Source organism: Asanoa hainanensis (genome assembly GCF_900188485.1).
Lineage (GTDB): Bacteria > Actinomycetota > Actinomycetes > Mycobacteriales > Micromonosporaceae > Asanoa > Asanoa hainanensis.
The window spans coordinates 590989-616773 of sequence record NZ_FZPH01000002.1 but is presented as its reverse complement, the minus strand read 5'-3'; the positions used below and the strand labels follow the sequence as shown (position 1 = coordinate 616773).

Annotated in this window: 24 protein-coding genes and 1 tRNA gene; 10 read left to right on the top strand and 15 right to left on the bottom strand. The window is 70.8% G+C overall.

The features are described from left to right. Positions 1 to 3102: an ATP-binding protein gene (locus tag CHC05_RS06740; RefSeq protein ID WP_089245759.1), complete on the bottom strand. Its 3102-nt coding sequence runs from the start codon at positions 3100 to 3102 to the stop codon at positions 1 to 3. A gap of 95 nt (positions 3103 to 3197) precedes the next feature. On the opposite strand from CHC05_RS06740, the gene CHC05_RS06735 reads away from it, so the two are divergent. The 6 genes from CHC05_RS06735 (at position 3198) to CHC05_RS06710 (ending at position 7487) form a co-directional block, all read left to right on the top strand. Continuing rightward, the gene (locus CHC05_RS06735; protein ID WP_179266089.1) at positions 3198 to 3704 is read left to right on the top strand and encodes a TMEM175 family protein; all 507 of its coding nucleotides are present in this window, start codon (positions 3198 to 3200) and stop codon (positions 3702 to 3704) included. A gap of 65 nt (positions 3705 to 3769) precedes the next feature. Continuing rightward, positions 3770 to 4744 carry an ABC transporter ATP-binding protein gene (locus CHC05_RS06730; RefSeq protein WP_245870680.1) on the top strand — a complete coding sequence of 325 codons (975 nt, stop codon included), beginning with the start codon at positions 3770 to 3772 and terminating at the stop codon, positions 4742 to 4744. A gap of 2 nt (positions 4745 to 4746) precedes the next feature. Further along, positions 4747 to 5514, top strand: coding sequence for an ABC transporter permease (locus CHC05_RS06725; protein ID WP_089245755.1), 768 nt, complete (start codon positions 4747 to 4749; stop codon positions 5512 to 5514). Further along, complete coding sequence (locus CHC05_RS06720; RefSeq protein ID WP_089245753.1) at positions 5514 to 6299, top strand: ABC transporter permease; 786 nt, start codon at positions 5514 to 5516, stop codon at positions 6297 to 6299. Before CHC05_RS06725 ends, CHC05_RS06720 begins: the two co-directional genes overlap by 1 nt. A 73-nt stretch (positions 6300 to 6372) precedes the next feature. Beyond that, positions 6373 to 6966, top strand: coding sequence for a permease-like cell division protein FtsX (locus tag CHC05_RS06715; protein WP_089245751.1), 594 nt, complete (start codon positions 6373 to 6375; stop codon positions 6964 to 6966). Continuing rightward, the gene (locus CHC05_RS06710) at positions 6963 to 7487 is read left to right on the top strand and encodes a SigE family RNA polymerase sigma factor (RefSeq protein WP_089245749.1); all 525 of its coding nucleotides are present in this window, start codon (positions 6963 to 6965) and stop codon (positions 7485 to 7487) included. The genes CHC05_RS06715 and CHC05_RS06710 overlap by 4 nt, the downstream gene beginning before the upstream one ends. Here CHC05_RS06710 and CHC05_RS06705 read toward each other — a convergent pair. Continuing rightward, positions 7461 to 8015 carry a hypothetical protein gene (locus tag CHC05_RS06705; RefSeq protein WP_089245747.1) on the bottom strand — a complete coding sequence of 185 codons (555 nt, stop codon included), beginning with the start codon at positions 8013 to 8015 and terminating at the stop codon, positions 7461 to 7463. The two genes, CHC05_RS06710 and CHC05_RS06705, sit on opposite strands and share 27 nt — an antisense overlap. A 110-nt stretch (positions 8016 to 8125) precedes the next feature. Between CHC05_RS06705 and CHC05_RS06700 the strand changes: the two genes are divergently transcribed. From CHC05_RS06700 to CHC05_RS06690, 3 genes are all read left to right on the top strand, one after another. Then, positions 8126 to 8545, top strand: a complete 420-nt coding sequence (locus tag CHC05_RS06700) for a YciI family protein (RefSeq protein WP_089245745.1) — start codon at positions 8126 to 8128, stop codon at positions 8543 to 8545. Continuing rightward, positions 8545 to 9672 carry an RNA polymerase sigma factor gene (locus CHC05_RS06695; protein WP_342745613.1) on the top strand — a complete coding sequence of 376 codons (1128 nt, stop codon included), beginning with the start codon at positions 8545 to 8547 and terminating at the stop codon, positions 9670 to 9672. Before CHC05_RS06700 ends, CHC05_RS06695 begins: the two co-directional genes overlap by 1 nt. A gap of 261 nt (positions 9673 to 9933) precedes the next feature. Further along, positions 9934 to 10008 (top strand) — tRNA-Leu (locus CHC05_RS06690). Positions 10009 to 10051: 43 nt separating this feature from the next. Here the strand turns inward: CHC05_RS06690 and argS are convergent. Continuing rightward, complete coding sequence (argS, locus tag CHC05_RS06685; protein WP_089246170.1) at positions 10052 to 11752, bottom strand: arginine--tRNA ligase; 1701 nt, start codon at positions 11750 to 11752, stop codon at positions 10052 to 10054. A gap of 79 nt (positions 11753 to 11831) precedes the next feature. Here argS and CHC05_RS06680 point away from each other — a divergent pair, with 79 nt between their 5' ends. Continuing rightward, positions 11832 to 13571, top strand: coding sequence for an Hsp70 family protein (locus CHC05_RS06680; protein ID WP_089245743.1), 1740 nt, complete (start codon positions 11832 to 11834; stop codon positions 13569 to 13571). 3 nt (positions 13572 to 13574) lie between these two features. Here CHC05_RS06680 and CHC05_RS06675 read toward each other — a convergent pair whose 3' ends face one another. The 12 genes from CHC05_RS06675 to CHC05_RS06625 form a co-directional block, all read right to left on the bottom strand. After that, positions 13575 to 14666, bottom strand: a complete 1092-nt coding sequence (locus tag CHC05_RS06675; protein WP_089245741.1) for an ABC transporter permease — start codon at positions 14664 to 14666, stop codon at positions 13575 to 13577. Then, the gene (locus CHC05_RS06670; protein WP_089245739.1) at positions 14663 to 15556 is read right to left on the bottom strand and encodes an ABC transporter ATP-binding protein; all 894 of its coding nucleotides are present in this window, start codon (positions 15554 to 15556) and stop codon (positions 14663 to 14665) included. The genes CHC05_RS06675 and CHC05_RS06670 overlap by 4 nt, the downstream gene beginning before the upstream one ends. A gap of 135 nt (positions 15557 to 15691) precedes the next feature. Next, positions 15692 to 16069, bottom strand: a complete 378-nt coding sequence (locus CHC05_RS06665; protein ID WP_089245737.1) for a DUF1398 family protein — start codon at positions 16067 to 16069, stop codon at positions 15692 to 15694. Between the two features lie 221 nt (positions 16070 to 16290). Beyond that, positions 16291 to 16929, bottom strand: coding sequence for a HEAT repeat domain-containing protein (locus CHC05_RS06660; RefSeq protein WP_089245735.1), 639 nt, complete (start codon positions 16927 to 16929; stop codon positions 16291 to 16293). A 2-nt stretch (positions 16930 to 16931) separates the two neighbouring features. After that, positions 16932 to 17594, bottom strand: a complete 663-nt coding sequence (locus CHC05_RS06655) for a response regulator (protein ID WP_089245733.1) — start codon at positions 17592 to 17594, stop codon at positions 16932 to 16934. A 135-nt stretch (positions 17595 to 17729) separates the two neighbouring features. Then, the gene (locus CHC05_RS06650) at positions 17730 to 19019 is read right to left on the bottom strand and encodes a sensor histidine kinase (protein ID WP_245870679.1); all 1290 of its coding nucleotides are present in this window, start codon (positions 19017 to 19019) and stop codon (positions 17730 to 17732) included. 53 nt (positions 19020 to 19072) lie between these two features. After that, positions 19073 to 20899, bottom strand: a complete 1827-nt coding sequence (locus CHC05_RS06645) for a discoidin domain-containing protein (protein ID WP_218824457.1) — start codon at positions 20897 to 20899, stop codon at positions 19073 to 19075. 52 nt (positions 20900 to 20951) lie between these two features. Further along, positions 20952 to 21917 (bottom strand): sugar ABC transporter substrate-binding protein, encoded by a 966-nt coding sequence (locus CHC05_RS06640; RefSeq protein WP_089245731.1) that lies wholly within the window; start codon positions 21915 to 21917, stop codon positions 20952 to 20954. A gap of 24 nt (positions 21918 to 21941) precedes the next feature. Next, the gene (locus CHC05_RS06635; protein ID WP_089245729.1) at positions 21942 to 22898 is read right to left on the bottom strand and encodes an ABC transporter permease; all 957 of its coding nucleotides are present in this window, start codon (positions 22896 to 22898) and stop codon (positions 21942 to 21944) included. Then, a complete protein-coding gene (locus tag CHC05_RS42005) occupies positions 22895 to 23530 on the bottom strand; it encodes an ATP-binding cassette domain-containing protein (protein WP_245870697.1) in 636 nt (211 codons plus the stop codon). The genes CHC05_RS06635 and CHC05_RS42005 overlap by 4 nt, the downstream gene beginning before the upstream one ends. Positions 23531 to 23549: 19 nt before the next feature. Continuing rightward, positions 23550 to 24386 (bottom strand): ATP-binding cassette domain-containing protein, encoded by an 837-nt coding sequence (locus tag CHC05_RS42000; RefSeq protein ID WP_218824456.1) that lies wholly within the window; start codon positions 24384 to 24386, stop codon positions 23550 to 23552. Beyond that, entirely contained in the window at positions 24383 to 25783 is a 1401-nt protein-coding gene (locus tag CHC05_RS06625; protein WP_089245727.1) for an aldehyde dehydrogenase family protein, read from the bottom strand. The genes CHC05_RS42000 and CHC05_RS06625 overlap by 4 nt, the downstream gene beginning before the upstream one ends. Positions 25784 to 25785: the final 2 nt, after the last annotated feature.

Here is a 25785-nt window from a genome sequence, read left to right as displayed (position 1 = left end):
TCAGGACGCGAATGCGACCTCGACCAGCTCGACATAGCTCGTCCGCGCACCTTCCGACGTCACCTCGGCGAACCGTTCCTCGCCGAGGTGACGTCGCGTTTCCTGCTCGATCCGGGCCGCGTCGGGCTGGGAGCGGTCCGGCATGCCGCGCACGGCGTCGCCGGCCGCGAGCAGCCGGGCCGCCTGCTCGTACTGCTCACGCCGCAGCGCCAGGTCCGCGATGCCGACGAGGATCTGGCCGACCAGGAAGGGGTGGCCGGCCGCGGACGCCGCCTCCCAGGCCACCACGCGGTGGGTACGCGCCTCGCGGACGTCGTCGGCCAGATAGCCGAGCAGGTCGTGGATGACCCCGCTGATCTGGGCGTGCTCCGCCTCGTCGCTGCTCAGCACGGCGGTCGCGATCCCGAGCTGGCGGCGGGCCGTTGCGATGTCGCCGCCCCACCGCGCGAGCTCCGCCTTGGCCAGGGCCAGCTCGAACAGGGCGTGCGGCCAGGTGACCCCTTCGGCGCGCCGCTGCGCCTCGGCTATCGCGGCCGCACTGGCGTCCCGATCGTCGTCGAGCCAGTGCAGGCGCGCCTGCTGGGTGCGCACCCGGATGACGTCCTCGACGGCGCCGAGCTCGCCGACCGCCACGGCCGCCTGCTCGTAGTGGGCGCAGGCCGCGGCGAAGTCACCGCGCATCGCGAGCAGGGTCGCGAGCTCCGACAGGGCCAGGGACATTCCGAACCGTTCGCCGAGGGTACGGAACTCCGCGTTCGCCAGCTCCACATTGGCCTGAGCTTCGGGGCCGACCTGGCCGAGCATGATGCGCATCTTGCCGGCCTGCCAACGGGCCAGCGCGCGTACCCACGGATCCTCGTTGTCCAGCACCGACTCGAACGCGGACACCGCGGTCTCCGGCGCTTCGAGGATGCGTTCGAGCGCGGCGACCAGGCCCAGCAACGGATTGCGCTGCTGCGACTGCTGACTGAACCGGTAGGCCTTGTGGATCCACTCGGCGCCCAGGTGCTCGTCGCCCCGGCCGGAGGTCACGAACAGCACGACCATCCCGTACGCCAGGGCCCGGACCTCGTCCGTCACCTCCCCGTCGAGGGAGGCCGCGGCGATCATCAGCTCGAGGCCCTCGGAGCGGCGTCCGCCGAGCCACCAGTACCAGGCGGCGGACGCGGCGATCCGCATCGCGGACTGGGCGTCACCGGCCGCGATCGCCGCCCGCATCGCGGCGCCGATGTTGTCGTGGTCGGCCGCGAGCGTGGCCAGCCACTCCAGCTGCTCGGCGCGGCGCAGGTGCGGCTCGGCGGTCTCCAGCAGCTCGACGAAGTAGCCGAGGTGCGCCTGGCGCGCCGAGTCGGACTCCCCCGCCTCGGCAAGCCGGTCCGCGGCGTACTCCTTGATCGTGCCGAGCAGCCGATAGCGTGGCTCGCCCTCGCCCTCGGTGACCAGCAGCGACTTCTCGGCCAGCGAAGTAAGGAGGTCGAGGACCTCTTCGCCGCCACAGACCCGCTCGGCCGCCGCGAGACCCGCCCCGCCAGAGAACACGGCGAGCCGGCGCAGGACGGTCCGCTCGGCGTCGGTGAGCAGCTCCCAGCTCCAGTCGACCACCGCGCGCAGCGTCTTGTGCCGGGGCAGCGCGGTGCGGCTGCCGCCGGTCAACAGGCGGAACCGGTCGTCGAGCCGGTTGGCGAGCTGGTCGATGGTCATGGTGCGCAACCTGGCCGCGGCCAGCTCGATCGCCAGGGGCATCCCGTCCAGCGCCCGGCAGACGCGCACCATGGTCGCCAGGGTGTGCTCGTCGGTGCCAAGGTCCTTGCGCACCGCCCCGGCCCGGTCGCGCAACAGGCGCACAGCGGGCGAGTCCGCGCCGGGCACCGCCAGCGGCTCGACCGACCACAGGGCTTCGCCGGTGATGCCCAGCGGTTCCCGGCTGGTCGCGAGGATCCGCAGCCGCCGGCACTCCCCCAGCACCCGCTCGGCGAACCGCGCTGCGGCGTCGATCACATGCTCGCAGTTGTCCAGGATCAGCAGCGCCTCGCGGTCGCGGATCGCGGCGACGAGCCCGTCGGTCAGGTCCGCGCTGCTGCCCGCGCCGAGCAGGGTGTCGCGGAGCCCGAGGCCGCTGAGGGTCGCCTGCGCGACGTCACCGTCGGCGCCGATGGCGGCCAGCTCCACCAGCCAGACCCCGTCCGGCAGGTCGTCGACCATCGTGCGCGCGGTCTCCGTGGCCAGCCTGGTCTTGCCCGAGCCGCCGGGCCCGATCAACGTGGTCAGCCGGTGGCCGGCGACGAGCTCGCGGACCGCGGCGACGTCGGCCTCCCGGCCGACGAAACTCGTGAGCTCGGCCCGCACGTTGGTCCTGCGGTTCTCGTCGCGCCGCCCGACCTCGCCGCGCAGCATCGCGACGTGCAACGCCGACAGCTCCGCCGACGGATCGACACCGAGGGCGTCGGACAGGGCCTCCCGGGTCCGTTCGTAGACGAGCAGCGCCTCGGAGTCGCGGCCGGCCGCGACCAGCGCGCGCATCAACGAGGCGACCAGCGGCTCGCGCAGCGGGTTGGCGGTCACGGCGTCGGTCAGCTCCGCCACCACGCCGGCGCCGTTGCCCAGGCTGACCTCGGCCTCGAACCGGTCCTCCAGGGCCGTCAGGCGCAGGGCCTCGAGCCGGGTCACCGCCGCGTCGAACGCCTCGCTGTCCTCCAGGCCGACGTCCCGCATGGCCGCGCCGCGCCACAGGCCGAGGGCTTCGCGGAGGAGCCGGACCCGCTGGAGGCCCTCCTCCTGGCGGGCCTCGCCCGTGAGTCGCTCGAACCGGAGTGCGTCGACCGCGTCGGGCTCGACCATCAGCCGGTAACCGCCGGGCTGGCCTTCGAGCACCCCGGCCGGCAGGACCTTGCGCAGCCGGGAGGCCAGGCGCTGCAGGGCGTTCGCCGCGTCGGCCGGCGGGTTCTTGCCCCAGATCCAGTCGACGAGGACCGACTTCGGCACGGTGCGCCCCGGCCCGAGCGCGAGGACGACCAGCAGCGCGCGTAGCCGGGCGCCGGGCACGTCGGCCACCACGCCGTCGTCCCCGCGAACCTCGAATGAGCCAAGTATCCCGACCTGCACGATGAGATTCTTTCACGGTCGTGTTGCCGGCCCTCCTGGGCGCTTTGGGGCAGTTCGCCCCCGTACGGTGGTGGGATGGGTGAACGTCAGGGGAGCTGCGCGGCCTCGGGGCGTTGTGGTCCTCGTATCTGGCGTACGCGCTCAGCTTCCTGCTCATCGGCCAGGTCTGGGTCAACCATCACGTCATGTTCGACCGCGCCCGGCACGTCGACCGGCAGGTGCTGTTCCTCAACACGTTGCTGCTGATGGTCATCGCGTTCCTGCCGTTCAGCACCTCGCTGCTCGCCGGTGCGCTGCGGGCCGAGGCGGGCCTGGGCACGGCGGTCGTCTTCTACGGCACCACGCTGTGGACCGCGGCCGCGCTGTTCAACGTGATCTGGGCGCACCTCCGTCGCGGGGGGCTGCTGGACCCCGATCTCGGTCCGCTGGCCGTGCGGTCGATCGGGCGCCGGTTCGCGCTAGCGCTCGGCTGGATCGGGTCCGGCATCATCGTCGGCGCGTTCGTGCCGATCGCGGGAGTGGTCATCATCGCGGCCTTCCTGCCCGCCTACTACCTGCCCATTCGCGGCGAGTACGGCGCCGGCGACGGAGCAACCGGGTAGCGCGAATCCCGTTCGTGTAGCACCGTGGCACCGGTCGCGAACCGAGACGGACGGGGATGGTGCGCGTGGCTGAGCCGGTGATCCAGGTCGACGAACTGGTCCGAACCTTCCACACCAGACGGGGGCTCTTCCGGCGCTCCGGCAAGGAGGTCGAGGCCGTCAGGGGCGTCAGCTTCACGGTCGAGCGCGGCGAGCTGTTCGGCCTGCTGGGTCCCAACGGCGCGGGCAAGACCACGACCATCAAGATGCTGATCACGCTGCTGCTGCCGACCGCCGGCCGGGCGCGGGTGCTGGGCCACGACGTCGTCAAGGACGCGCACGACGTACGCGGGAAGGTCGGCTATGTCTTCGGTGGCGACCGCGGGCTCTACGAACGGCTGTCCGGGCTCGACAACCTGCGTTACTTCGCCGAGCTGTACGGAGTGCCGGCGCGTGAGTCGAAGCAGCGCGTCGGTGAGCTGCTGGAGCTGGTCGGGCTGGTCGGGCGCGAGAAGGAGCGGGTCGAGGGCTACTCGCGCGGCATGCGCCAGCGGTTGCACATCGCCCGTGGCCTGCTGCACCGGCCGGAGGTGCTGTTCCTCGACGAGCCCAGCATCGGCATCGACCCGGTCGGGGCCCGCGAGCTGCGCGCGACGGTGAAGAACCTCGTCGACGCCGGCACGACGGTGCTGCTGACCACGCACTACATGTTCGAGGCCGACGAGCTGTGCGACCGGATCGCGGTGATCGCGCAGGGCCGGATCGTCGCGCAGGGCACTCCCGCCGACCTCAAGCAGCAGGTGACCACCGGCACGGTCATCGAGATCGAGATCTTCGGCCTGCCGGACGGGGTGCTGGAGAAGGTGCGGGCCGAGCCCGACGTGCAGTCGGTCGTCGTCGACGTGCAGGGTCAGGCGCAGGTGTTGACGGTGCACGCCCAGCCCGGTGCCGACGTGCTGCAGGCGGTGATGGCGCACCTGGAGGGCAGCCGCTTCGGCCGGGTGATCACTCGAGAGCCCACGCTCGAAGACGCGTACATCGAGCTGGTGAACGCCGCGTGAGAATGCTCCGGTTGGTCGGGGTCGCGTGGTGGCTCCAGGTCAAGATGCGCAGCCGGTCGGCCTTCGACGGCCTGCTGTCGCTGCTGTGGCCCGGCTTCTTCGCCACGACGATCTTCATGATGTTCCGGCAGGGTGACGCCTCCGGGCCGGCGCTGCTGTCGGCCGCCGTCGGGTCCAGCGCCATGGGCATCTGGTCGGCGGTGAGCACGACCTCCGCCTTCGCGCTGCAGATGGAGCGGCGGCAGGGCACGCTCGAGCTGCTGGTGCTCGCGCCGCAGCCGTTCGCGCTCCTGCTGGTGCCGCTGACGCTGTCGATGGCGACGATCGGCGCCTACAGCATGGTCGCCACGCTGCTGTGGGGCCGCATCGCGTTCGGCATCGAGATCTCGATCGCCGACCCGGTCGCGTTCGTCCTCGCGGTGGTCGTCACCGTGTTCGCGATCGGCATGCTCGGGATGCTGATCGCCATCTCGTCGATCAGGTACCGCAGCGCCTGGGCGGTGGGTTCCGCGCTCGAGATGCCCGTCTGGCTGATCTGCGGGTTCCTGGTGGCGATCAACGACCTGCCCGCCTGGGTACGCCCGTTGTCAGCGGTGCTGGCACCGACCTGGGGCGTGGCGGCGATGCGGTCGGCGGCGACCGGCCACAGCCCGTGGGCGAACCTCGGCTGGTGCCTGCTGACCGCGGCGAGCTACGGAGTGATCGCGGTGCTGGTGTCCCGCTGGATGGTGCACTCCGCCCGCGCCAACGCGACCCTGGCGTTGAGCTGATGAACAGTCTCCGGCTCTTCTTCGTGGGCGGCCTGATCAGCTACCGCGCGCTGTTCGGCTGGCTGTCGCCCTGGATCCTGATCCCCACGTTCCTGTTCGCGCCGCTGTTCCAGATCTTCCTGTTCGTCTATATCGGACGGACGGCGGGAGTCAGCGACGACCGGTTCTTCCTCATCGGCAACGCGGTCGTCAACGCGGCGGTGCCCTGCCTGTTCGCGATGGGCAACACGATCGGCGGCGAGCGCAACGCCGGCACCCTCCCGCTGCTGATCGCGTCGCCGGCCAAGCGCGTGCCGCTGTTCCTGGGTCGGGCGCTGCCGGTGATCCTCAACGGCTTCCTCGTCGCGGTCTTCGCCCTGGTCGTCGGCGCGCTGTTGCTCCGGGTCGACCTGCCGCCGGCCACCTGGGGTGGCATCGCCGTGGCCATCGCGGCCTGCTCGATCTCGTGCACGGGCCTGGGCCTGCTCGGCGCCGCGGTCGCCCTGCGGGTCCGGGAAACGGCCGTGATGTCCAACATCGTGCTGGGCACGCTGATCGTCTTCGCGGGCGTCAACGTGCCGGTCGGGGCGATGCCCGGCTGGATGCAGGGCGTGGCGCAATGGCTGCCGATGACGCACGGCATCCACGCCACCCACGACCTGGCCGCCGGCCGCAGCCTGGGTTCGGTAAGCGGCGCCCTGCTGACGGAGTTGCTCCTGGGCGCGTTCTACGCGACCCTCGGGCTGGCGCTGCTGCGCTGGCTCGAATGGGAGAGCCGCGCCCGCGCGACGCTGGACACCGCCTAGCGGACGATGTGACCGATCCGGGTGGTCAGGCAGTCATCTCAGGTGAGAGTCCACCGCGACGAGGGAGGCAGCCTTGGACCCGAACCTGCACGTGCTCTTCGGCCAGGCCCTGGCCGACGAGCCCGATCCGCCGACCGGCGACCTCGCCGCGAACGTGGTCGCGATCGGACGAGGGCGGCGCCGTCGCCGGTTGGTGCTGGCCGGTGGTGCGGCGGTCGCCCTGGTCGCCGCGCTCGGTGCGGTGAACCTGGCCACCGGGGCGGCACCGACAGAGACCGTGCCGGCGCGGTTCGAATCGCAGCTGAACCCGGCCTGTGAGACGCCAGCGCGCGAGCGTCCGACGGACCTGTCGGTCTTCCTCAACCCGGATGTCACCGACGCCCAGCGCGAGAGGGTCGACGTGCTCCTGCAGTCGGTCGAGACGGTGCACCAGGTGCGGTTCGAGAGCCAGGACCAGGCGTACCTCAACTTCCAGGCGATGTTCAGCGACAACCCGGAACTGGTCTCCGCCGTCCAGGTCTCGCAGATGCCGGAGTCGTTTCGGGTGAAAGTGACCGTCTGGTCGGGATACCACGAACTCGTGCTGCGAATCCGGAACACGCCTGGCGTCGACCAGGTGATCGACAGCGCCTGCCCGGACGGTGTCAGCGTCGGGTCGGCCGGATGATCGGCCCGTGGGGTGCGGCCCGGCGGCGTCAGCAGGAGGCGGAGTTCACCGCGTTCGTCGAGGCGGCCGCGCCCCGGCTGCGCCGCACGGCGTACCTGATGTGCCGCGACTGGCATCTTGCCCAGGATCTGACCCAGACCACGTTCGTCAAGATGTACGAGGTGTGGGGCCGGATCCGGCACACCGCCAACCTCGACGCGTACAGCCGCCGGGTCCTGATGAACGCCGTTTTCGACCAGCGCAAGCGGCGCAGCGCCGGTGAGGTGGTGGTGGCTTCGCTTCCGGAGTCGGCCTTCGAGCGGCCGGCCGACACCGTCGAGACGCATGTGGCGCTGCTGCGGGCGTTGGCCGACCTGCCGGTCCGTGACCAGGCGATCGTGGTGCTGCGGCACTGGGAGGACCTGAGCGTCGAGACGGTGGCCGGGATCCTGGACGTGTCCGTGTCGGTGGTCAAGACCCAGAACGGCCGGGCCCTGGGGCGCTTGCGGGCCGCGCTAGGTGAGGACTTCGCGCGGACCTGAGCGCTGGTCGTCGAGCTGGGCGAGGAGCGGTCCGAGCAGGTCGTCGAGCTCGCGGGCGATGACGGCGACGGCGTGGTGGGCGGCCTGCCCCACCTCGTCGGCCGGGCCGTGCGGCGCCGGCGGGAGGTGGTCGGCCGGGACGGTCGCGCTGATCAACAGCTGCGTGCGGAGGTGGGGCGCCCGGGCCACGTCGTGGTCGGTGGGCACGAGGTATTGGCCGAATGTCTGCGGCCAGTCCCGCCAGCCGCGGTCGCGCGTCCACGGGCGGCTCGACGCCAGCTCGGTCGGCCAGGGCGCGACGATCGCCACGTCGGCGGTGAGGGTGCCGTCCCAGGTGTTGCGGCGGCAGGTCGCGTCCGTGACCCGGGGGTGCCAGCGGGCGTACGCGGTGGCGGTCGCGGCCTGCCAGGCTGTCGCGGCGAAGGTGACCGGGGCGATGTCACCCCAGGCGTCTTCGAAGTCGGCCGTGCGGAGCGCGCCGTCGTACGCCGCCCTGCGCGCCTCGTCGAGCCAGAATGCGGCCTTCACCGGGTCATTTTATTTTTCTTCCGGTGGTCGTGTCGATCCTCGGCGGAGCCGTTCGACCTTGGCGTGAAAGGGTCGAGCCGCGACCCTTCAGGGCTTCAGGGAGAACGATCATGGCGAAGTACATGCTGATCATGCGGGGTACGGACGAGACCATCGCGACGATGATGGCGACGCCGTTCGACGAGATGATGGCGACGATGGGGCGGGTCAACGAGGAGATGATCCGGGCCGGCGTGCTGCTCACCGGCGAGGGCCTGGACGACCCGGGCCAGGGCGTCGTCGTCGACCTCAGCAACGAGACGCCGGTGGTGACCGACGGCCCGTACGGGGAGACCAAGGAGCTGTTCGGCGGCTTCTGGCTGCTCGACGTGGCGTCCAAGGACGAGGCCGTCGAGTGGGCCAAGCGCCTGCCGCGGATGCCCGGCGCGAAGTGCGAGATCCGCCGCGTCCCGACGATCGACGAGTTCCCGCAGGACAACGAGTGGGTCGTCAAGGAGCGCGCGTTCCGCGAGCGGACCGGCCAGCTCTGATGCCCGGCGCCGGTGACGGCCCGCCGACCCCGCCGACGTCCGAGTCGGCGCGGCGGGCCGTCGAGGCGGTCTGGCGCATCGAGTCGGCCCGGATCGTCTCGGCGCTGGCCCGCTACACGGGGGACTTCCCGCTCGCCGAGGACGTCGCCCAGGAGGCCGTGGCGGAGGCGCTGGTGAGCTGGGCCCGCGACGGGGTGCCGGACTCGCCGGTGGGTTGGCTGCTGGCCACGGCCCGGCGGCGGGCGATCGACGGCTTCCGGCGGCGGTCGGCCCTCGACGACCGCTACGCGGCGGTCGCTGTGTCCCCGCCGTCCTCCGACGACCTGCTGTGGGACCCCGACCAGGTCGAGGACGACATCCTCGCGTTGATGTTCATCGCCTGCCATCCGGTGCTCTCCCCCGAGGCCCGGGTGGCGCTGACCCTGCGTACCGTCGGCGCACTGTCCAGTGAGGAGATAGCCCGCGCGTTCCTCGTGCCGGTGCCCACGATCCAGGCCCGGATCACCCGGGCGAAGAAGACGATCGCCGCCGCGGGTGTGCCGTTCGCCCTGCCGCCGGCGGCGGATCGCCGGGACCGCCTGGGTGGAGTGCTGAGCGTCCTCTACGTGATCTTCACCGAGGGCTCGACGGCGACGGCCGGTGACCGGTTGCTGCGCACGGACCTCGCGCACGAGGCGCTGCGGCTGGCCCGCATGCTCACCGCCCTGCTGCCGACGGAGCCGGAGGCGTTCGGCCTGCTGGCGTTGTGCGAGCTCACGGCGGCACGGTTCCCGGCCCGGACCGCGCCCGACGGCTCGGCGGTCCTGCTGGAGGACCAGGACCGGCGGCTGTGGGACCGCTCGGCGATCAGGCGGGGGCAGGCGGCGCTGGACCGGGCGTCGTCGCTGGGCCGAGGCCTTGGCCCATACGGGCTCCAGGCCGCGACCGCCGCCTGCCACGCGTCGGCGCCGTCGGTGGCGGAGACGGACTGGGACCGGATCGTGCTGCTCTACGAGGCACTCGGCCGGGTGGCCCCGTCCCCGATCGTCGACCTGAACCGAGCGGTGGCGGTAGCGATGGCCCAGGGCCCCGGGCCGGCGCTCTCCATTGTGGACGAGCTGGTGGCCACGTCGCGACTGTCGGGCTGACACCTGCTGCCGAGCGTACGCGGCGAGCTACTGACCCGGCTGGGCCGCACGCGAGAGGCGAAGGCGGAACTGGAATTGGCGGCGCGCCTGTGCACAAACACCCGCGAGCGCGACGTACTCCTCCGCAAGGCCGCGGCCCTGCCGTAAGGCCCGTCATGCCGATCACGGCGGCCCACGACGGGGCCTGCCGTCCGAATTCACCCGATCGAGGCGGGGTTCCGATCACCGAACCCGGCTGGTATACCGGACGGCAGCCCACGAGGGGTCGTAGCCCAATTGGCATGAGGCAAACGGTTTAGGTCCGTAAAAGTGCGGGTTCGAGTCCCGTCGACCCTACATTTCACATATGCGCGGCTCGGACGCCCCGGGGGCGTCCGAGCTAGAGCTGGTCGGGGGCCTCGATGCCGAGTAGGGACAGGCCCGTGTGGAGGGTGTCGCCTGTTAGGTGGCAGAGGGCCAGGCGGTTTGTGCGGGTCGGACCCTCGGCGCGTAGGACCGGGCACTGGTCGTAGAACGTGGTGAACGTCTGGGCCAGTCGGTGCAGGTAGGCGCACAGCCGGTGGGGCTCGTAGGTCGCCACCACATCCGCCAGCGTTTCCGCGAAAGCGTCCAGGTCCAGGATCAGGGCGCGTTCGGCCGGGTGTACCGGCACACCGGGCGCGACCTGCGGCCGGGCGCTGCCGGCCCGGGCCAGGATCGAGCGGATTCGGGCGTGCGCGTACTGCAGGTAGACGCCCGTGTCGCCGGTCAGGGCGAGCATCCGGTCCGGGTCGTAGACGTAGTCGCGGGTGCGGCCCGTCGCCAGGTCGGCGTATTTGACCGCGCCGATGCCGACCGCCCTCGCCCGTTCGTCCAGGGCCGCACCCGTCAGGTCCGGGTTCTTCGCCGCGACCACCGTGCGGGCCCGGTCGACCGCGTCGGTGAGCAGGTCGATCAGCCGGACCGTGTCGCCGCTCCTGGTCTGGAACGGGCGGCCGTCGTTGCCGAGGACCGTGCCGAACGCCACGTGGGTCGCGGACACCGTGGCCGGCAGCCAGCCCGCCCGCGTCGCCGCCGCGAAGAGCAGCCGGAAGTGCAGTGACTGGCGGGCGTCGACCACGTAGAGGAGCCGGTCGGCGTGTAGCTCGCCGACCCGCTGCCGCAGGGCGGCCAGGTCCGTCGCGGCATAGCCGTAGCCGCCGTCGCTCTTGCGGACGATCAGCGGCGTCGACGTGAAGTCGGTGAACACGCAGAGCGCGCCGTCGCTGGTCACCGCGACGCCGGTGCGCTCCAGCTCGTCGGCGATGCCGGGCAGGGCGTCGTTGTACGCGCTTTCGCCGACCGCGTCGGCCGGCGTCAGCCGTACGCCCAGGCGGTCGTAGACCTCGGTGAAGTAGCGCTCGGACTCGTCGACCATCTCCCGCCATGCGGCCACCGTCGCCCGGTCGCCGCTCTGCAGCGCGACCACCCGCCGCCGGGCGCGGTCGGCGAACGCCGGGTCGGACTCGAACCGGACCCGGGCCGCCCGGTAGAGCTCCAGCAGCCGGCTCATCGACGGCGCGGCCGGCTCGGGATGCTCGACCAGTTGTTGGACCAGCATGCCGAACTGGGTGCCCCAGTCGCCGAGGTGGTTGCGGCGGATCACGTCGCCGCCGAGATGTTCGAGGGTACGCACCAGCGCGTCACCGATGATCGTGGAGCGCAGGTGGCCGACGTGCATCTCCTTGGCCACGTTGGGCTGCGAGTAGTCGACGACCGTGGTGACGCCCGACTCCGGCGTGCCGACGCCGAGCCGGGGGTCGGCGAGCCGGGCGGCCAGTTGGTCGAGCAGGGCACCGTCGGTGAGGTCGAGGTTGACGAAGCCCGGGCCGGCGACGGACGCGGCGGCCAACCGGTCGCCGGTCGGCAGGGCCGCGGCGACCTCGGCGGCCAGCGCGCGCGGGTCGCGGCGCACCGCCCCGGCCGAGGCGAGCACCCCGTCGGCCTGGAAGTCGGCGTGCTGGGAACGGCGGATCCGCGGCGCGACCTCAGGGACACCCGCGGTCGCCAGAGCGGCGGCCACGGCGTCGGACAGGGACGCGGTGAGGGGCGGAACAGCCATGCACGAATGATCCGGGTCGAGCCCCGGCGTCGCCACCGAGATTCGGTCGGGATCGACCGCGCCGGATACGGTGGACGCCATGACGGTCGTGCTCGGTGTCGACTTCGGCACCTCCAACACCGCGGCCGCTCTGCACTGGCCGGACGGCCGCACCAGGGTGGTGCTGTTCGACGGCTCGCCGCTGCTGCCCTCGGTGGTGTGCGCCGACCCGGACGGCACCGGCAAGCTCTTCGTCGGCCGCGACGCGGTCCAGGCCGCCACGTTCCACCCCGCCGGCGCCGAGTTCCATCCCAAGCAACGCGTCGACGACGTGTCCGTGCTGCTGTCCGATGTGGAATACCCGGTCGTCGACCTGTTCGCCGCCGTGCTCCGGCGCGTCGTCGCCGAGGCGGCAACTGTCGCCGGCGGCGCGCCGGGCCGGATGGTGGTCACCTATCCGGCCGGCTGGGGTGAGCAGCGGCGGGCCGTGCTGCGGGCGGCGGCCGCTCAGGTGGTGCCGCAGTGCGACCTGGCGATGGAGCCGGTCGCGGCGGCTGCGCACTTCGCCGCCGTGGCCGGGTTGGCGGTGGGTTCCAGTGCGCTCGTGTACGACCTCGGCGGTGGCACCTTCGACGCGTCGGTGGTGCGGCGGACGGCCGACGGCTACGCGCTGCTGGCCACCGAGGGGATCTCCGGTGTCGGCGGCCTCGACCTGGACGCGGCGATCGTCGCCCACCTCGGCGACGTGTTCGGCGGGCGGGCGCCCGAGCTGTGGCAGCGCCTCGCCTCACCGGCGTCTGATGTGGACCGACGGGCCCGCCGCCAGCTCTGGGACGCCGTGCGAGCGGCCAAGGAGACGCTGTCCCGGCACACGTCGACCCGGATCGCGCTGCCGCTGTTCGACGAGGACGCACCCCTCGGCCGGGAGCAGCTCGACGCGCTGGCCCGCCCGCTGCTCGACCGCACCATCGAGGCGAGCCGCGCCGCCCTCGACACCGCGGCCGTGCCCGCCGGTGCGCTGAATCGGATCTACCTGGTCGGCGGGGCCAGCCGCTACCCGTTGGTGGTGACCCTGCTGCACCAGGCGTTCGGCGTCACGCCGACGGTCGTCGAGCAGCCGGAGCTGGCCGTCGCCGAGGGCGCCGTGCTGCCACTCGCCGAGCTGGTGCGGCCTGACGCACCTCCCGTGGCTTCGGCGCCCACGGGCGGGCGCCGGTGGTCGCGCCGGGTGACCGTGCTGGCCGCGGGCATCGCGACCGTCGGCGTCGCGACGGCGGCCGCCTTCGCGTTCGCACCCGACCGAAAGAGCGGTGGCGGGGCGCCGGCTTCCCTCACCTCGTCGCCGAGCCCCACCACCACCCCGAGCCCTAGCCCGACGGGCAACGAGCTCGTGGACCCCTGCCTGATCGGTTCGTGGCAACTGACCGCCTGGGACGAGACCGACGTCGACTTCTGGGGCGTCGACGTCGACCTGCACCTGCAGGGCAAGGGCTGGATCACCCACTACAGCGCCGAGGGCTCGGTCTGGCACGACCTGCGCAAGGGCGTGACGACCCGGGGCAGGTCCGGATCGACCACGTACGACAACTCGTACAGCGGCGTGATGCGGTGGAGGTTCAGCGGCAAGAACGGCGTCGGCCTCTACAGCAAGGGCACCGCCAAGGGCAGCTGGGTGATCCGGGTCAACGGCGAGAAGCGATACGACGAGCCCATGACCGTGGGCAGCAGCAGTGGGTCGCAGAGCTACGTGTGCTCCGCGACCCAGCTGACCGTCAACGAGGACAAGACGTCGAAGGAGTTCGTGAAGATCTCCGGCAGTCCCGCCCCGTACCCGAAGTGACCCTTATTTGTTGATCTCCGCCAGCCGGCGGCTCTCCTTGTCGCGGAAGGCGGCGCCGAACGAGATCTTGCCGTTGGTCCGCAGCAGCGAACCCTCGTAGACCCGGGCGCCGACCGCGATCAGCGCGAGCGCCGCGACCACCATGATGCCCAGTGCGACCAGTGGCTCCCAGGCCGCGGCGTCGCCGCTGAACAGCCGGACCGGCATCGCCGTCGGCGCGGAGAACGGGATGTAGGACAGCAACGTCATCACCGGCTTGTTGTCGTTCAGGAAGACCACGAGGAAGAACGGCAGCATCACCAGGAGCTGCAGTGGCATCGAGACGCCTTGCAGGTCCTCCAGGCGGTTGACCAGCGCGCCGGCCGCCGCCCACAGGGCCGCGAGCATCACGAAGCCGACCACGAAGAACGGCACGAACCACCCGATCGCCGGGCCGACCAGCGACAGCAGCCCGCCGCTGTCGGTGAGCTGGAGGCTGATCACCGTGACGGCCGCGATCAGCGCGACCTGGGTCAGCGCCAGCACGCCGCCGGCGATCACCTTGCCGGCCAGCAGCGCCCGGGTCGGCACGCTCGCGACCAGGATCTCGACGATCCGCGTCTGCTTCTCCTCTACGACGCTTTGCGAGATCTGGAGTCCGAACGTCAACGACGTGAAGAAGAAGACGACCGCGAAACCGAACGGCACGAGGTACGCCAGCAGCGGGTCGACCGCGTCCGGATCCAGGAGCTGGACCGCGGGTTCGACGCTGAGCGCCGAGACGACGTCGCCGGGCGCGTCCTCCATCGCCAGGACCTTGGGGTCGCCGCCCCCCGTTACCACTGCGGCGTCCACGTCTCCGTCCCGGACCGCCTGCTCGGCGGCCGCCTCGTCACCGACCTGGGTCACCTCCAGGCCCGCGTTGCGCAGCGTCGTCGCGGTGGCCGCGTCGGCGACCGCGACGCTGGACGCGCCGCCGCCGAAGATCGCCGGCAAGACGGCGCTGCCGAGGCCGAACAGGAGGAAGAAGACCGTACTGATGAGGAACGTCTTGTCCTTGATCTTGACCTTCAGCTCGCGGGCCGCGACGAGCCTGATGGCGGACGACGTGTTCATCGGGTTACCTCTCGGAAGATCTCGGCGAGCGATGGGGTCACGGGGCCGAACGACCGCACGGGTCCGCGCTCCAGCGCGGCGCGGAGCACCACCTGGTCGTCGGCGTCGTCGGCCAGGTCGAACACGGCGCGCGCACCGTCGAGGTCGACCAGCGACACCCCGGGCAGGTCGCGCACCCAACCGGCGTCGCCGGCCACGAGCAGGGAGAAACGCCGCTGGGTGTACGCCTCGCGCAGGCTGTCCCGGCTGCCGGCCGCGCGGATCCCACCGTCGGCGATGATCACCAGGTCGTCGCAGAGCCGCTCGACCACGTCGAGCTGGTGGCTGGAGAAGAGCACCGGAACGCCGCGGTGGGTGTGCTCGCGCAGCACGGAGACGACGGTGTCGACGGCCATCGGGTCGAGGCCGGAGAACGGCTCGTCGAGCACCAGCACGTCCGGATCGTGCACGAGCGCGGCCGCGATCTGCGCGCGCTGCTGGTTGCCGAGCGACAGGTTCTCGACCGGGTCGTTGGCCCGCTCACCGAGGCTCAGCCACTCGAGCAACTCGTCGACCTTGCGGCGGACGCCGTCGAGCGTCATCCCGTGCAGGCGGCCGAGATAGACCAGCTGGTCGCGTACGGTCATCTTGGGATAGAGCCCGCGCTCCTCCGGCATGTAACCGAACCGGCGCCGATCCTCGCGGGTCAGCTTCGAGCCCTGCCAGGTCACCTCGCCCGAGTCCGGGGCGAGCACGCCCAGGATGATCCGCATGCTGGTCGTCTTGCCGGCCCCGTTGGCGCCGACGAACCCCGTCATCCGGCCGGCGGTGACGTCGAACGTCACGTCGCGGAGCACCCGGCGGTCGCCGAAACTCCGGTTGATCGCTTCGAGATGAAGCACCTTCGTCATGCCCTAAAGGCTATGGTCGGGCGGTTTCGTCGTCGTCCGGCGCGAGATCGAACCCGGGGGTCCCCCGCGCGACGGACCCGGGTCCCCCGCGCGGCGATGCTTGTCTGCCGCTGCCCTGGTCAGCGCCCTCAGCCGCTAGCCGACCCGCTCGGTCAGCAGTTCGTTGCCGGCTTTGTCGCGGTACGTGATGGTCAGCTGTTCCGTGTCGAACGACCATCTCTCGACACCATGGTCGGCCAGGGCCCTGGACATTTCCACGTAGCCAGCGCCACCCTCTTTCAGGTAGCCCAGGAACCACTCCTGGTCGGCGACCTCCGCGACGGCGAACGTCTCGTGGAACGGCGGGCCGACCAACTCCTGACCGTCTGCTCCGTAGTAGACGGAATGCCCGTCGGATACGAACGAGTCATATCGCGCCACACCGACGTCTCGCAGCGCGCGCAGATAACGGGGCAGCGAGTCCTTGCTGCCCAGGCGATGGTGGATGTCGGCAATCTGCTCGAGCGTGAACACGAGTCCAGCCTAGACACGGGCGGAAGCGCGATGTCGGTGGTCACCCGCGGGCCGCCCGTGGCAGCATCGCCGCATCCCGACGACAGGCGCGCCGGGGCGCCCGCGGCCGTCGGCCGAACCGGTGAGAGTAAGAGGCGGCAGGCGGGAGGACCGCACGCGTGACGCGCGAAGACGGCGTCCTGAGTAGACCCACCGAACCCGGACCCGCTTCGATGCTCGGGTCAGCGCGGATAGATCGTGGCCAGCAACGGCTGCCAGGCCACCATGTCGGTGGCGTGCGGGCGGTTGCCCGTCGGTGGGTCGACGACGGTGTCCGGCCAGAAGACCGTCAGCCAGTCGCGTTCGACCTTGCCCAGGCGCGGCAGGTTGGCGCGGACCAGGCTCGCCAACTCGTCTTCCCGTGCACGGCTTTCGGCGTGCCGCAGCAGGTAGGTCACCGCCGGAATGGACATGTATTGCATGGCGAACGGCAGGCGATGGCGCTCGCCGTCGGTCAGATCGAGGGCGAGCAGCGCGTGGACGTGGTCGACCGCCCGGTCGTCGCCCACGCACGACAGGGCGACCAACGCGTAGTTCCGGACGCTGTCGTCGCCGTCGTAGAGGGCTTCGGCCAGCAGGTCGGAGGCCCCGGGCCCGGACCGTTTCGCCAGCGCGACCAGGGCGGCGCAGCGGAGTTCGGGGTCGGCGGTGAGGTCGGCCACCAGGTCGCGGAGGAACGGGACACCAGACGGGCCGGTGGCCTCGCCGAGTGCGGCGACTACCGCGACGGTCGATGCCGCCGCCAGCAACGACGCCTCGCCCGCCGGGCCGCCGTGCACGGCCGCGGCCAACTGCTCCTCGGACTCCCAGTCGATCAGCATGGTCAGCCGCCCGGGGTGACGACGCCATGCTCGTAGGCGAAGACCACCGCCTGGGTGCGGTCGCGTAGGCCGAGCTTCGTCAGCACCCGGCTGACGTGGGTCTTCACCGTGGCCTCGCCCAGGTGCATCGACGCGGCGATCTCGGCGTTGGTGGCGCCGCTGGCCAGCGCGACCAGCACCTCGTGCTCGCGGGCGGTGAGCTCGGCGAGTTGCTCGCCGCTGGTGCGCGGCGTGCCGCCCGGGCGGGCGAAGGTGGCGATCACCCGGCGGGTGAGCTCGGGCGCGAGCAGGGCGTCGCCGCGGGCCAGCACCCGCACCGCGTCGATCAGGGCCTCGGGCGTGCCGTTCTTGAGTAGGAAGCCGCTGGCACCTGCCTCCAACGCCGCGAACAGGTAGTCGTCGCGGTCGAACGTGGTCAGGATCAGCACCGCCGGGCCGTCGGGGGTCGCGGTGATGCGGCGGGTCGCGGCCAGGCCGTCGAGGCCCGGCATCTCGACGTCCATCAGCACCACGTCTGGCTGGAGTGCGCTCACCAGCCGCACGGCCTGCTCACCGTCGGACGCCTCGCCGATCACCTCGAAGTCGTCTTCGGTCTCCAGGATCACCCGGAACCCGGTGCGGACGAGGTGGTGGTCGTCGGCGAGCAGCACCTTGATGGCGGTCATGCCGCGTCCCCACTGCGTGGTGCCGCGCCCTGCCCGGGCGGGCTCTGCCAACGATGACCTCGCCAAAGCTCGATCATGCCGCGTCCCCACTGCGTGGTGGCGGGCTCTGCCGATGATGTCCTCGCCAAGGCTCGGTCATGCCTCGACCGCCACTCGGGTCAGCGGGAAGCGGGCCCGGACCCGGAAGCCCCGTCGGCTGGGGCCGTCGGTGACCGGCCCGGTCGACAGGACCCCGTCGTGCGCGGAGACGCGCTCGCGCATGCCGATCAGGCCCATGCCGGCGGTGCGCTGGCCGACCAGCACCGAGCGTCCGTCGTCGGTCACGTCGACCTCCACTTCGTGGGCCAGGTAGCGGATGCGGACATCGACGCTGGTCGCGCCCGCGTGCTTGAGGGTGTTCGTCAGCGCTTCCTGAACGATCCGGTAGATCGCCAGCGACAGCGACTCGGGCAGCGGCACCGGGTCGCCATAGACGCCCAGCGTCGTGGCCAGGCCGGCCTCGCCGGCGTTGGTCAGCAGCTCGTCGAGCCGGTCGACGCCACCCGCCGCCACGTCCACCGCGTCGCCGGACTGGCGCAACAGGCCCAGCATCCGGCGCAGCTCGTCGACCGCGGTGCGCGCGCTCTGCTCGACCGACTCCAGGGCCGCGCGGGCCTTGGAGGCGTCCTTGTCGAGCACCCGGCGGCCCGCGGACGCCTGGACGCCCATCACCGAGACGTGGTGGGCCACCACGTCGTGCAGCTCGCGGGCGATCCGTAGTCGTTCGTCGGAGACCGCGAGCTCGCGCGCCTCGGCCTGGGACGCCCGTAGCTGCTCGGCCCGCAGCTCGAGCTCGTGCTCGCGCCGGGCCGACGTCCACGCGATCTCGCCGAAGAAGTAGGCGAAACCGAAGATCAGCACGTTGACCAGGATGCCGTTGACGGCCACCGCGAGCAGTGGCGGCAGGAACCCGCTGGCGTGCTCGAAGTCGCTCTCCGACGCGCGCGGTAGAAAGATCGCCAGGGTGATGAAGAGGTACAGGAACATCGCGGCGGTGATGCCGATGCGGATCCATTTCGCCCGCCGCCGGTCGCGCCCCCACGCGCCGAGCGCGTAGATCGCGGCGAACAGCACGCCCGAGGTGAGCTGCTGCTCGGGTGCGGCCCGGAGCTGCCCGACGAGGAACGCCACCGAAATCACGATCGCGACGGCCTCGGGCCAGCGCCGGCGCCAACACAACGGCAGGCAGATCGCCACGGTCCAGAACACCTGCTCAGGCAGCGCGGGCACCCGCCCACCGAACACCGAAACACCCGCGGAGGTCGTGAGCGTCATGTTGAGCAGCACCAGCACCGTGACCACGAGCCCGATGAGCACGTCAGCACGCCGCTGCTCCGGCGTCGGGCCGGGGCGGCTCCACTGGGCGGCGAGCGGGGTCGTGGTCACGGAAGCCAGTTTAGGGAAGGGGTCCGACAACGACCCCTCCCCCGAGACAGGGATCAGGAGGCGTACGCCTCCAGCTCGTAGATCCGGGCCGCCCGGTCCGAGTCGCTGGTGGGTGTGATCACGTTGACCCGGAGATATCGCGCCGACCGTGGTGTGAACGTATGCGTCGTCACGTTCGCCGTGTTGCCGCGCGGCGACGCCACCGTGGTCCAGGTCACTCCGTCCGCGCTGACCTGCACGTCGAAGTCGCGGGTGTTCCAGACCGCCTTCTCGTTGCCGGCGCCGGAATGCCGCAGCACCACCCGGCCGACCTGGCGGGCCGCCTGGAGGTCGACCCGGATCCACTTCGACGTGCCCAGCGAGCACCACTTGTCGGTGTTGCCACCGGACACCGATCCGTTGACGGCCTTCGCCGGTGCCTCGGCGGCCGCGCACTGGCTGTCGGCGGTCGCGGGCCGGTTCAACGCCAGGTTCGTGGGCGCCGCGGACGGCACATAGAGCCGAACGTCCGTCAGGCTCGCGCTGCCCTCGTACACGTTCGTGTAGAGGTCACCGATCACGAACCAGTCCGGGTACGCGGACCCGGCCGGCCACTGGTTGGGCCAGGTCGTGCTGCCGTTGTAGTCGTTCTGCACGAGGTTGCCGTTGAACTGCCCGTTGTACTCGCTGGCCTTCACGTTGTAGTGCCAGATCGGGTTGTTGTTGACCACGAACGGCCGGTGGAACCGCAGCGTCTTCTGACCGACCCGGGCGAAGTTGCCCGAAGCCTCCAGCACGTAGCCCGTCGCGTCCCGCTCGATCGCGAACGTGTAGAACGTGTTCGGCATCAGCTCCGGCTGCAGCTCGGCCGCCGACGAGAGCTGCTGCTCCGCCACGCCGCCCGAGCACGAGGTCATGAACCACTGCGAGTTGCCGGCCAGCCCACCGCGGCCCGGGTTCCAGTTGGGCATCCCGCTGATCCACATGTTGACCGTGTTGAAGTTGCCGTCGCGGTAGTTGTAGTAGGTGTTCGTGTTGGAGTCGCAGACGCGCCCGCCGGTGCCCGAGCCGACCCGGTCCGGATGCTGCGAGAACGAGTCCATCAGCACCTTGCGGCGATAGTGCCAGAAGTGGTTGTTGCGCGGCGCCGGGTTCGCGAAGTCCACGATGGACATGAAGTGGAACCCGTTGTAGCCGTAGTTCCCGGCCCGCACGTCCTGCCACTGGCAGTAGGGCACGGACGCGTCGCCGGTCCAGCCGGGGCTGTCGGACCCCTCACCCCAGGGGTGCTGCGTCTTGCAGCCGGTCGTCGAGTAGCCGTTGACGCGCCCGCCGTAGTTGATGGTCCCGTTGCGCTTGCCGCCGAAGTCGATGGTCTTCAGCTTGTATTCCACCCGGTACGCGTCCGGCAGCTGCTGCGAGGGCCGCAGGATCACCCCGCCCGTGTGGTCGGGCACGTTCATCTTCGCGACGAACTCACTGCCCAGGGCCTCACGCGTCAAGGACGGCGGCGACTCGATGACACCGTCGGCGTTCCAGTCCCGCGCCGACAGCGAAGCGGTCAGCCACCCGTTCTGACCGACCGGAAACTCCTTACGGTACGTCCGGAAGGAGTTCATCGCCGTCGTCCATGCTGGACCGTAGTCGTTGCGGTACCACTGCCCGTTGTCGTCCATGATCGTGTCGAACGGCTGGGCGTACGTCTCGCGTACCCATGGCGCGTTCGCGGTGTCGATCGGGTTGGTGAAGCTTTCGTTGTAGAGCAACGTCCAGCCGGGCCGGGTGGGGTCGTCGGCGGCGGCCGGGTCCGGCAAACCGACCAGCGAACTGAGCCCGACGATCCCCACCACGGCGAGGGAGAGCGATCGGCGACGGATGGATGGTGTGCTGCTGTTGAGCATGGTCACTCCTTGTCCATTCGGGTGGCGACGCCGACCGCCACAAAAGAACCCTCTAGAACGCGCCCTTGTCCATGTACTGCTTCGCGTTGTCCTTGGTCACCATCGGCGAGTCGACGACGGTGTCCTTCTCCGCGGTCGCGCCGCCCAGGATCTCGACCGCCCGGTCCAACCCCTTGGCGCCGATGATGTCGGCGTCGTTGAGCCCGGTGACCAGATAGTTGGTCCCGTCGGAGATGGCCTTGAGCGCCTCGGTCTGGCCGTCGACACCCGCGATGACGATCTGCTCGGTCTTCTTCGCGTCGGCGATCGCCCGCTGCGCACCCAGGCACATCGCGTCGTTCTCGCAGAACACGGCGACCAGGTCCGGGTTGCTGGCGAGCAGGCTCTCCATCACGGTCAGTCCGCCGTCGGAGCTCCAGCCGCCGAAGTCGGGCGCCTCGACCAGCGTGATGTTCGCCGTGGCCTGCAGGGCCGCCTTCACACCGTTCGTACGCGCGAGCCCGATGCTGTTGTCCGCCGGACCGCCCTTGATGATGGCGACCTTGCCGCCGCTGGTGAGCCGCTGCGCCAGGAACTCGCCGTTCTGCTTGCCGATCGCCTCGTTGTCGGGCCCGATCCAGCTCGTGTACTCACCTGTCTGGAACTTGCGGTCGACCAGCACGACCGGCTTGCCGGCGGCCTTGATGGCGGCCAGGGCGGCGGGAGCCGACTCCAGCGGCCCGCCGGAGATGATGATCGCGTCGACGTTCTTGCTCAGCAGGTCCTCGACGTTGGCGGCGAGCTTGGCGGCGTCACCGTTGGCGTCCGTGCTGACGATCTCGATGTTGCCCTTCTTCTTCGCCTGGGCGGCGATGGCCTTGTCCATACCGCTGAAGTACGGGCCGCTGAGCATGAAGTTCGCGACCCCGATCTTGTACGAGTCCTTCGCCGCTTCTCCTGTGTCGGCGGAGTCGTCTCCGCAGGCGGTGGCACCGACCGCGAGCGCGGCGACCAGGAACAGACTTGCGAGCCGTTTCATGATGCGTGGCCTCCTGGGTTGGTTTCAGGTGCGCCGGCGGCTGGCCCGGTGAACGAGGATGACCGCGATGATGATCAGTCCCTTGAGGACCTGCTGCCAGAAGCTCTGCACGTTGTAGAGGTTGAGCAGGTTGTTGATGAGCACGAGGACGAGCACCCCGCCGAGGGTGGCCACGGCGGAGCCCTTGCCGCCGGCCAGGCTGGCACCGCCGATCACGCAGGCGGCGATCGCGTCGAGCTCGAACGCGACACCGACACTGGGCTGGGCGATGCCGACCCGGCTGGCGAGGATCACGCCGGCGAGGCCGGCACAGAAACCGCTGATCGTGTACGCGAGGAGCATGTGCTTGCGCACGCTGATGCCGGCCAGGCGCACGGTTTCGGCGTTGCCGCCGATCGCGACGATCGACCGCCCGGCCGGCGTGCGGCTCAGGAACACCCCACCGGCCAGGAAGACCGCGAGCATGATGACCGTGGTCAGCGGGATCGGGCCGAGCATCGCCGAGCCGAGCCAGAAGAACGACTCGTCCTCGGGCGCGATCGGCACGTCGGAGTAGACGAACGCCAGCCCGCGGATCGTCGTCAGCGCCGCGAGCGTGACCACGAACGGCGCGAGCTCGAAGCGGGCTATCAGCACGCCGTTGACGAGTCCGAAGAGGACACCGCTGGCGATGCCGACGAGCATGGCGACCGGCAGCGGCAGGCCCGACGAGAGGCCGGCGGTCAGGATGCCGGCGAACGCGACGACCGAGCCCACGGACAGGTCGATCCCGCCGGTCAGGATCACGACCAGCATCCCGTACGCCAGCAGGCCGGTGGTCACCATCTGTTTGAGCAGGTTCGTCAGGTTGGTCTGGGTGAGGAACGCGTCTGTGGTGACGGCCGCGATCGCGAGCGCCAGCACGACCAGCGCGATCGCGCCGTGCGCGAGGGTGACCGGTCGCCCGGCGAGCACACGCGGTGCGTCCTTGGTGAGTGTCATGCCGCCCGCCCGATCGAGTACGCGAGAACCTGGTCTTCGGTGGCGCCTTCCGACCGGAGCCCGCCGGCGATGCGGCCCTCGCGCATCACCAGCACCCGGTCGGTGGCGCCGAGCACCTCGGTGAGGTCCGACGAGATCAGCAGCACGGCCACGCCGGCCCGGGCCAGGTCGTCGACCATCCGGTAGATCGCGACGCGGGTGGCCATGTCGACGCCGCGGGTCGGCTCGTCGAGGATCAGCACGCGGGGCTGTTTCAACAGCCATTTCGCGAGTACGGCCTTCTGCTGGTTGCCGCCGCTGAGCCGGACCACGGGCATCGTGGCGCAGTGCGCGGGGCGGATGTCCAGTCGTTCGATCATTGTGTTGACGGCGCGACGCTGGGCCGCGGCGTCGACAAGGCCGGCGCGCGTGGTCGCGTACAACGTGGTCAGCGCGACGTTCTCCCGTACCGTCAGGTCCGGCACGATGCCGTTGCCCTTCCGGTCCTCGGTGACCAGGGCGAGGCCCGCGGTGATCGCATCCTGCGGTGTCTTGAAATCGCGCGGTGTGCCGCCGACGGTGATCTTGCCGCGGTCGGGCCGGGTGGCGCCGAACAAGCAGTGCGCGAGCTCCGTGCGCCCGGACCCGACCAGACCGAAGAGGCCGACGATCTCACCCTCGTGGACGGTCAGGTCGATGTCGTCGAACTCGCCCGCGCGGGTCAGGCTCTCGACTGCCAGGGCCGGGTTCGTGGCGGTGGGGCCGGCGGTCCGGGTAGATCTGTTCGAGGCGGCGGCCGGCCATCAGGCGGATCAGCTCGTCCTCGTCGGTGTGCGCCGGCGTGGTGGTCGCGATGATCGCGCCGTCCTTCATCACAACGATTTGCGTGGCGAGGTCGAGCACCTCGACCAGGCGATGGGAGATGTAGACGACCAGCACGCCCCGGTCGCTCAGCCGGCGGACCAGCGCGAACAGGGCGTCGAGGTCACTGCCGGCCAGCACCGCGCTGGGCTCGTCGAGGATCAGCACGCGCGGCTCGACCACCAGGGCCTTGGCGATCTCCACCATCTGCTGCCGGGCCACGGACAGCCGACCGGCCCTGCTGCGGGGATTGATCGCGCCAAAGCCGATCTCGTGGAGCAGGGCGGCGGCCTGTTCGTGTGCCTTGCGCCAGTCGATCAGCCCACGCTCGCGTGGGAAGCGGCCGAGCAACAGGTTCTCGGTGACGGTGAGCTCGGGCGCGAGGGTCAGCTCCTGGTAGACGGTGCGGATGCCCCGCTCGTGCGCGTCGTGCGGGTTGGCCAAGGCGACCGGCTCGCCGTCGATGCGCAGCTCGCCGGCGCTCATCCGCTCGGCGCCGGCGAGGATCTTGATCAGGGTGGACTTGCCGGCGCCGTTCGCGCCGACGACACCGATGACCTCGCCCCGATCGGCGGCGAGGTCGACACCGTGCAGGACCTCGACACCGGCGTACGCCTTGTGGACGTTTATCAATTCGAGCAGGCTCACTGGAAGGCGTCCATGACGACGATGGTCTTCTGGCTCGTGAGGTCGGCGACCGTGTCGTGGATGCCCTCCCGGTAGCCGCCGGTGTCCTTGGTGCCGCCGAACGGCAGGTTCTCGGCCCGCAGCGCGGTGGAGCCGTTGACGATGACGGAGCCGACATCGAGCTGCCGGGCCATCGTGAAGGCGCGGGAGATGTCGCGGGTCCAGACGGCGGCCTGGAGCCCGTACGGCGACTCGCTGGCCATCCGGGTCGCGTCCTCGGGTTTGTCGAAGCGGGCCACGGGTGCGACCGGGCCGAAGATCTCCTCGGCGAAGGCCCGGCTGCTGGTCGGCACGTCGGTGAGGACCACGGGGTCGAAGAAGGCACCGTTCCTGTTGTTGCGGGTTCGCGGCCTGGCCCCGTCGGCGACGAGCCGGGCGACCGCCTGCTCGACCTCGGCCGCGGCCTCTTTGGCGATCAGCGGGCCGACGTCGGTGCGCTCGTCGAGCTGGTCGCCGACGCTCAATTTGCTGGTCTGCGCGAGCAGTGCGTCGACGAACTCGTCGTATACGGGGCTCTGCACGTACACCCGCTTGACCGCGCAGCAGATCTGGCCGTTGCCGCGGGCGAGGCGGCCGAGCACGACGGCCTCGGCGGCCTGCTCGATGTCGGCGTCTTTACAGACGATCAGCGCGTCGTTGCCGCCCAGTTCGAGAAGCACCTTCTTCAGGGTTCCGCTGGCTCTGGCGGCGATCTCCTTGCCGGCGCGGGTGCTGCCGGTGAGCGAGACGGCGGCGATGCCTTGCTGCTCCGCCAGACCCTGGGAGATCTCTGGGCCGCCGTTGACGAGTTGGTGGGCGTGCTCGGGGGTGTTTCCTTCCACGATCTCGGCGATGCGGTGCAGGGCGAGGGGGCAGCGACGGGGTGGCTGCACGATCACCGCGTTGCCGGCGGCGAGGGCGGCGCCGGCCTTGTGCGCGTACAGCTCGACCGGGTAGTTGAACGGCACCAGCGCCGCGACGACGCCGAGGGGTTCGCGGATGGTTACGGCGAGGTGCTTTTCCAGGCCGGGTACGGCATCGAGCGGAATCTGCCTCCCGAAGATCCGGGTCGCCTCGCCGGCCAGCCCACGGAAGATCCGGATGGCGGCGGCGACCTCACCGCGGGTCTGGGTGATCGGCTTGCCGTTCTCCTGGGCGAGCAGGTGGGCGAGCTGCTCCTGCTCTTGCTCGATCCCGTCGGCGATGCGCTGCAGCAGTTGGGCCCGCTCGTGGGCGGGCATCCTCGCCATCGCGCGCTGGCCGTGTTGCGCCTTTTCGATCACCGCTTCGAGCCCGTCGCGGGTGGTGACCTGCACCTCGCCGAGCAGCTCCCCTGTTCCCGGATTGTGGACAGCGATGACCGCATCGGCCGCTAACATCC

What these genes read in the sequence shown, in the direction of transcription:
- CHC05_RS06725 (WP_089245755.1), top strand. Translation starts at nt 4,747, where the DNA reads ATGCTCCGGTTGGTCGGGGTCGCGTGGTGGCTCCAGGTCAAGATGCGC.
- CHC05_RS06720 (WP_089245753.1), top strand. Translation starts at nt 5,514, where the DNA reads ATGAACAGTCTCCGGCTCTTCTTCGTGGGCGGCCTGATCAGCTACCGC.
- CHC05_RS06710 (WP_089245749.1), top strand. Translation starts at nt 6,963, where the DNA reads ATGATCGGCCCGTGGGGTGCGGCCCGGCGGCGTCAGCAGGAGGCGGAG.
- CHC05_RS06700 (WP_089245745.1), top strand. Translation starts at nt 8,126, where the DNA reads ATGGCGAAGTACATGCTGATCATGCGGGGTACGGACGAGACCATCGCG.
- CHC05_RS06695 (WP_342745613.1), top strand. Translation starts at nt 8,545, where the DNA reads ATGCCCGGCGCCGGTGACGGCCCGCCGACCCCGCCGACGTCCGAGTCG.
- argS (WP_089246170.1), bottom strand. Translation starts at nt 11,752, where the DNA reads ATGGCTGTTCCGCCCCTCACCGCGTCCCTGTCCGACGCCGTGGCCGCC.
- CHC05_RS06680 (WP_089245743.1), top strand. Translation starts at nt 11,832, where the DNA reads ATGACGGTCGTGCTCGGTGTCGACTTCGGCACCTCCAACACCGCGGCC.
- CHC05_RS06675 (WP_089245741.1), bottom strand. Translation starts at nt 14,666, where the DNA reads ATGAACACGTCGTCCGCCATCAGGCTCGTCGCGGCCCGCGAGCTGAAG.
- CHC05_RS06670 (WP_089245739.1), bottom strand. Translation starts at nt 15,556, where the DNA reads ATGACGAAGGTGCTTCATCTCGAAGCGATCAACCGGAGTTTCGGCGAC.
- CHC05_RS06660 (WP_089245735.1), bottom strand. Translation starts at nt 16,929, where the DNA reads ATGCTGATCGACTGGGAGTCCGAGGAGCAGTTGGCCGCGGCCGTGCAC.
- CHC05_RS06655 (WP_089245733.1), bottom strand. Translation starts at nt 17,594, where the DNA reads ATGACCGCCATCAAGGTGCTGCTCGCCGACGACCACCACCTCGTCCGC.
- CHC05_RS06645 (WP_218824457.1), bottom strand. Translation starts at nt 20,899, where the DNA reads ATGCTCAACAGCAGCACACCATCCATCCGTCGCCGATCGCTCTCCCTC.
- CHC05_RS06640 (WP_089245731.1), bottom strand. Translation starts at nt 21,917, where the DNA reads ATGAAACGGCTCGCAAGTCTGTTCCTGGTCGCCGCGCTCGCGGTCGGT.
- CHC05_RS06635 (WP_089245729.1), bottom strand. Translation starts at nt 22,898, where the DNA reads ATGACACTCACCAAGGACGCACCGCGTGTGCTCGCCGGGCGACCGGTC.
- CHC05_RS06625 (WP_089245727.1), bottom strand. Translation starts at nt 25,783, where the DNA reads ATGTTAGCGGCCGATGCGGTCATCGCTGTCCACAATCCGGGAACAGGG.